The organism is Bradyrhizobium sp. 23, assembly GCF_023073295.1.
Taxonomy (GTDB): domain Bacteria; phylum Pseudomonadota; class Alphaproteobacteria; order Rhizobiales; family Xanthobacteraceae; genus Bradyrhizobium; species Bradyrhizobium canariense_D.
This window is the reverse complement of the sequence record NZ_JADPJF010000014.1, coordinates 42777-48518: the sequence shown is the minus strand read 5'-3', so window position 1 is coordinate 48518 and position 5742 is coordinate 42777. Positions and strand designations below refer to the sequence as shown.

Below are 5742 nucleotides of genomic sequence, written 5' to 3'. Positions count from 1 at the left end.
AGCAGCAGCACCAGCGCGATGACGACGATCGCGGCCAGCGCGAGCCACAGCACGATCGTGGGAACAAGCGGCGTGAATGCGATGCCGTAATTCATATCGATCCTACTGCCCCAGCCGTTCGATCAGGGCCGGTGCGTGCACCTGGTCGGCCTTGTAGTTGCCCGTCAGCGTGTACATCACGATGTTGGCGCCGGCGCGGTAGGCGAATTCGCGCTGGCGGGGGTCGCCGCCGATCACCGGCAGCATGGACTGGCCGTCGGGCCGCACGGCCCAGGCGCCGGCCAGGTCGTTCGAGGTGATGATGATCGGCGAGACGCCGTCGCCGCCGCGTGCCGGCCGCTGCGCGCTGTCCTCGTCGTCTTCGCGCGGCAAGGTCTCGACCCAGGTCTGGCCGGTGCTGAAGCGGCCGGGGAAGTCGCGCAACAGATAGAAGGTCTTGGTCAGCACGTGCTCCCGCGGCACCGGCTCCAGCTCGGGCACGTCGAGCGAGGACAGGATCTCGCGGAGCGTCTGCATGGCCGGGGTCTGCGCGGCGCCGTTCGCGCCGGGTGGCGCTTCGACCGCGTCGCGGGTGTCGAACAGCACGGTGCCGCCCTGCTTCATATAGGCGTCGATCTTGTTGATGGCGTCCCGCGACGGCTTGGGCGCGCCCGGCACGATCGGCCAGTAGATCAGCGGGAAGAAAGCGAGTTCGTCGCGCGCCGGGTCGATGCCGACGGGATCGCCGGCCTCAAGCGCGGTGCGCTGCGCCAGGAACAGCGTCAGTCCGGATAGCCCGGCCCTGACGATGGAATCGACGTCGGCATTGCCGGTCACGACATAAGCGAGGCGGGTCTGCGACACCGCCTTCATCGCGAACTCGTCGGACGCGCTGTCCGCATGCGACGGCGTCGGCACGAACGAGGCGAGACCTGCGAGCACCAGCCCAAAGACGATCATCGCGGGCGCGGCGCGGCGGCGCACCAGCGCGGCAAGGCCGCCGCCGAGTACCGCGACGATGATGGCGTCGATCAGGAACAGCGCGAGCGCCGTCGATAGCAGCCAACCGCGCAAGTCCTGCGGCTCGGCGTTGGTGTAGGTGGCATGCCGGGCGCGCAGGCTCGTGGTGTTCAGGGCTGCGATACGGTCGGCGCTGGCAAGCGTGTTCACGGCGAGCGGTCCTTCTGCCGGACCATAGAAGCCCGGCGGATGATCGGGTGTGGCGCGGTCGCGATAATCCGCGGGCAGCGGCTTTGCGGCAGCCGGCGGCGGACCGAACGCGCCAAAGCCATCGAGGATGTGCAACGGCGCCACCGTTTCGGCGGTCGCCTCGGTGGCAACGCCTGGACCCGGCTTCGCGGTATAGCCGGACATGTCGACGACACGCCGCAGGATTTCGACGAAGGTGCCCGACATCGGCAGATCCGACCAGCGCATGTCGGCGCTGACGTGGAACAGGCTGACGACGCCCTTGCCGCGATGCTCGCCTGTTACCAGCGGCGTGCCGTCTTCCAGCGACGCCCAGCTTTTGGTGGCGAGCACGGCGTCGGGCTCGGCCAGCACCTGGCGGCTTATGGTGACGTCCTTGGGGACCACGACGCCGGCAAACGGACCATCGGCGGCAAAGGAGGCAAGATGTTGCGGCTTTTCCCAGGTCAGGCTGCCGCCGAGCGTCCGGCCGCCCTTGCGCAGCTTGACCGGGACGAGATCGTCCTCGGCCTGCGCCAGCCGCGGACCGGCGAACCGCACCAGCACGCCGCCCTGGTCGATCCAGGCATTGAGACGCTCGCGGATTTCAGGGGCGATGGTGCCGACATCGGCAAGGATGATCATCGGCAGCTTCTGATCGAGGAACTGCGTGATGCCCTGCTGCGGCGAGCCCTTGTCGGCAAGCCGCACGTCGGCGAACGGCGCCAGCGCACGGGTGAGATAGAAGGTCGGCGCCAGCAGCGGCTGCGCGGTCTCGCTGGTCGAGCCCGAGACGATGCCGATGGCGCGGCGGCGCCAGCGCTTGTCGAGCAGCTGCACTGCGCCGGCGGAGCGCTCACCGGCAATTTCCAGCCGCGTGATGTCGTTGCGCAGCTCGACCGGCAGATCGAACGACGCTTCGGTTTCCTTGTCCTGCGGGCCGAACGAATAACGCGCCTCGCCGATCGGCGAGGCCTTCTGGTCCAGCGCGCGCACGGTGCCGATGGCGATGCCGCTGTCGGTGCGCAGCACCTTCACCGTCATCCTGGCTGCGGCATTCTCTGCCGCGACCAGCGCCAGAGCCGCGGAGGTGCCGCCTTCGAACACGGTCAGGCTGCGATCGCCGATGGTCTTGCCGAGGCCAGTCACGAATTCCTCGCCGCGACCGGTGTCGACGCTGTCGGAGAGCCAGGCGATCTCGCAGTCGCCGGTTGCTTTCAGGAAGCGATCGATTGCGGTCAGGGTCTCGACGCGTTCGATCGAATACGGCTTTGGCGTCAGCTGCCGCAGCGCGACGCGCGCGGCGCCCGCCGGCATCAATGTGATATCGCGGTTCGGCTCGGACAGCGGCACCAGCGCGATCGCACGGCGGTCGTTCTCGGCACTGGCGATCAATTCGTCGGCGGCCCTGATCCGGATGTCCCAGTTCGAGGCCGCGCTCCAGCCGTCGTCGAACATGATCATCAGCGGCGCCTTGCTGGCGGCCGCGCCTGTTTGCGGATTCCAGATCGGACCGGCGGCGGCGAAAATGACCAGTGCCGCAGCCAGCAGCCGCAATGCGGTCAACCACCACGGCGTTCGCGACGGGGTCTCTTCGCGCGGTGCGATGTCGAACAGCAGGCGCGTCGGCGGAAACTCGATCCGGCGCGGCCGCGGCGGCATCACGCGCAACAGCCACCACAGCACCGGCAGGCTGACGAGGCCGATCAGGAGCAGCGGTTCGGTGAAGGCGAGCGGCAGTCCCATCATGCTGCCGGCCCCGCCTTGATCGTTGTGGTGCGCGCGCCCGATTTGCTCACCTGCATGCCGGCATGCAGGAACAGCAAGAGCTCGGCGGCCGAGCGGTCGGTCGCATGCGTCGTGAACAGCCAGTCGAGCTTGTTGGTCTCGGCGCGGATCTGATCGCGGTGCAGCGCGAGCCGGGCGGTGTAATCCTGCGCCCAGCTCTCGGCGCGGCCGGCGGTGATCACGCCGAACCCCTCGGGCTCGACGAACTCGACGCGGCCGGAATAGGGGAATGATTCCTCGGCGGGATCGACGACCTGCACCAGCGTGCCATGCGCGCCGGAGCCGGACAGGCCGGCGAGCGTGGTCCTGATCTCGGAGAGCGGCGACCAGAAGTCCGACAGCACGATCGTCTCGGCCAGCGCCGCGGGCACAAAGGAGGGCGGCAGGCTCAAGCGGTCGGCATCGTCATGCAGCATCGCCTGCGCCATCTTGTCGATGACGCTGCGGCTGGCGGTCGGTGCCATCAAACCGGGGATGCCGACGCGCTCGCCGCCGGAGACCAGCAGCTCGGCCAGCGCGAAGGCGACGATCAGCGTCCGCTCGAGCTTGGATTCACGCGCCTGCTTTGACGCGAACGCCATCGAGGGCGAACGATCGGGCCAGATCCAGACCGTATGCGAGGCTTCCCATTCGAGCTCGCGGACATAGAGGAGATCGTCGCGCGCCGAGCGCCGCCAGTCGACATTCTGCGACGGTTCGCCGGAGACGAAACGGCGGTATTGCCAGAAATTTTCGCCGGAGCCGGCGCGACGGCGACCGTGCAGGCCGTGGATGACGTTGGCGGCGATACGGCGGGCCTCGAGCACCAGGCGCGGCAGCGAAGCGGCGAGCGTGCGGCTTTCGCCATCGGCACGTCGGATCGCGATGACCTCCTTTGCTGTGTGCCCGTTCTCCGCCGCCATCAACCGATCCGTGTCTTCAATTGCCGGATCACGTCCGGAATCGTGCGGCCTTCGGCGCGCGCCTGGAACGTCAGCGCCATGCGGTGCTTCAGCACGGGCTCGGCGAGGTCGAGCACGTCGTCGATTGAGGGCGCGAGGCGGCCGTCGATCAGCGCGCGAGCGCGCACCGCGAGCATCAGCGATTGGCTGGCGCGCGGGCCCGGTCCCCAGGCGATGAACTTGCTGGTGTCGCCGCCGTCCGGACCCGGACGGGCCGAGCGCACCAGCGACAGGATCGCCTCGACCACGGAATTGCCGACCGGCAGGCGCCGGATCAGTCGCTGCGCGGTGATGAGTGCATCAGGTGTCATCGAGCCCTTCGCCAGCGTCTCGTCGGCGCCGGTGGTCTCGAACAGGATGCGGCGCTCGGCGTCGCGGTCGGGATAGTCGACGTCGATCTCCATCAGGAAACGGTCGAGCTGGGCTTCAGGCAGCGGATAGGTGCCTTCCTGCTCCAGCGGGTTTTGCGTGGCGAGCACGTGGAACGGCTTCGGCAGATCGTGACGCGCGCCGGCAACGGTGATGTGCTGCTCCTGCATCGCCTGCAGCAGCGCCGACTGCGTGCGCGGGCTGGCGCGGTTGATCTCGTCGGCCATCAGCAGTTGCGCGAACACGGGGCCGGAGATGAAGCGGAAGGCACGCTTGCCGGAGGTGCTCTCGTCCAGCACTTCGGCGCCGAGAATGTCCGACGGCATCAGATCGGGCGTGAACTGGATGCGCTTGGCATCGAGGCCGAGGGTGATGCCGAGCGTCTCGACCAGCTTGGTCTTGGCCAGACCGGGGACACCGATCAACAGCGCATGGCCGCCGGAGAGGATGGTGACCAGCGTGTTCTCGATCACGCGATCCTGGCCGAAGATGACGGACGCGATCGCATCCTTTGCCGCGCGAATCTGGCTCGACACCTGCTCGGCCGAACGGACTATCCCGTCTTCGAGCTTCTCGACACTCTCCGCCATCCGTTAGCTCCTTCAGCCTGCCATGCAGCTCGCTTGCGTCGTCATGTCATCACGTCCTCAACTCAAGACGTGGGCCCTATGCTAGACTTGCAGGAAGGCCATGTATTCGTTGAACTAACCTATCCCCACCTTATCGGCTTAGGGATATGTAGGGCATCACGAAGTGGCGACCTCCACACCGGACGAATGCGGGGTGGAACCGAGTACCCGGATACAACGTAAACCTGCACCAATCGTGCCAAATGACCGATCGTGCCAAATGACAAAGTCAGGGCAAACCATGGCGAACCAAGGGCAGAGCGCCGATCGCGGTCTTGAGGGGCTGACTGCCGCTGCCAAAACTGCTGCCGATGCCGAAGGCGCCAAAAAGGGCCTGCCTCCGGTGCATTTGTGGAATCCGCCGTTTTGCGGCGATCTCGACATTCGAATCGCGTCAGATGGTACTTGGTTCTATTTGGGGACGCCAATCGGCCGTCATGCCTTGGTTCGCCTGTTCTCGACCATCCTCAAGCGCGAAGGCGACAAGCATTTCCTCGTCACGCCGGTGGAGAAGGTCGGCATTCGCGTCGACGACGCGCCGTTCATGGCGGTCGAGATGCAGAAGGACGGCGATGCCAACCATCGCGTGCTCCGCTTCCGCACCAATGTCGACGACTGGGTCACCTGCGATGCGTCGCACCGGCTGCGCTTCGAGCAGGCCAAGGACGGCGGGCTGACGCCCTATCTGCATATCCGCGCCGAGCTCTGGGCCAAGGTCACCCGCGCGCTCTATTACGATCTGGTTGACATGGGTGAGGAGCGGATGGTCGATGGCCAGCCGATGTTCGGTGTCGAGTCGGCCGGCGAGTTCTTCGCCATGGCCGATGCGGAGCAGGTGAGGGCCGCGC

The 5742-nt window shown here is 66.9% G+C and carries 4 protein-coding genes; 1 reads left to right on the top strand and 3 read right to left on the bottom strand.

Translation table 11 applies throughout. From position 1 onward, the window contains the following. Positions 1–102 precede the first annotated feature (102 nt). Genes IVB32_RS02360 through IVB32_RS02350 form a run of 3 tightly spaced genes read right to left on the bottom strand, consistent with a single transcriptional unit; the run spans position 103 to position 4855 of the window. Positions 103–2916: a DUF4159 domain-containing protein gene (locus IVB32_RS02360; RefSeq protein WP_085352650.1), complete on the bottom strand. Its 2814-nt coding sequence runs from the start codon at positions 2914–2916 to the stop codon at positions 103–105. Further along, positions 2913–3857 (bottom strand): DUF58 domain-containing protein, encoded by a 945-nt coding sequence (locus tag IVB32_RS02355; protein ID WP_018454955.1) that lies wholly within the window; start codon positions 3855–3857, stop codon positions 2913–2915. Before IVB32_RS02355 ends, IVB32_RS02360 begins: the two co-directional genes overlap by 4 nt. Beyond that, positions 3857–4855, bottom strand: a complete 999-nt coding sequence (locus IVB32_RS02350; protein WP_247409681.1) for a MoxR family ATPase — start codon at positions 4853–4855, stop codon at positions 3857–3859. Before IVB32_RS02350 ends, IVB32_RS02355 begins: the two co-directional genes overlap by 1 nt. Positions 4856–5135: 280 nt before the next feature. On the opposite strand from IVB32_RS02350, the gene IVB32_RS02345 reads away from it, so the two are divergent. After that, positions 5136–5742 (top strand): DUF1285 domain-containing protein (locus IVB32_RS02345; RefSeq protein ID WP_247409679.1); only part of this gene is annotated, 607 nt, incomplete at its 3' end.

What these genes read in the sequence shown, in the direction of transcription:
- IVB32_RS02360 (WP_085352650.1), bottom strand. Translation starts at nt 2,916, where the DNA reads ATGATGGGACTGCCGCTCGCCTTCACCGAACCGCTGCTCCTGATCGGC.
- IVB32_RS02355 (WP_018454955.1), bottom strand. Translation starts at nt 3,857, where the DNA reads ATGGCGGCGGAGAACGGGCACACAGCAAAGGAGGTCATCGCGATCCGA.
- IVB32_RS02350 (WP_247409681.1), bottom strand. Translation starts at nt 4,855, where the DNA reads ATGGCGGAGAGTGTCGAGAAGCTCGAAGACGGGATAGTCCGTTCGGCC.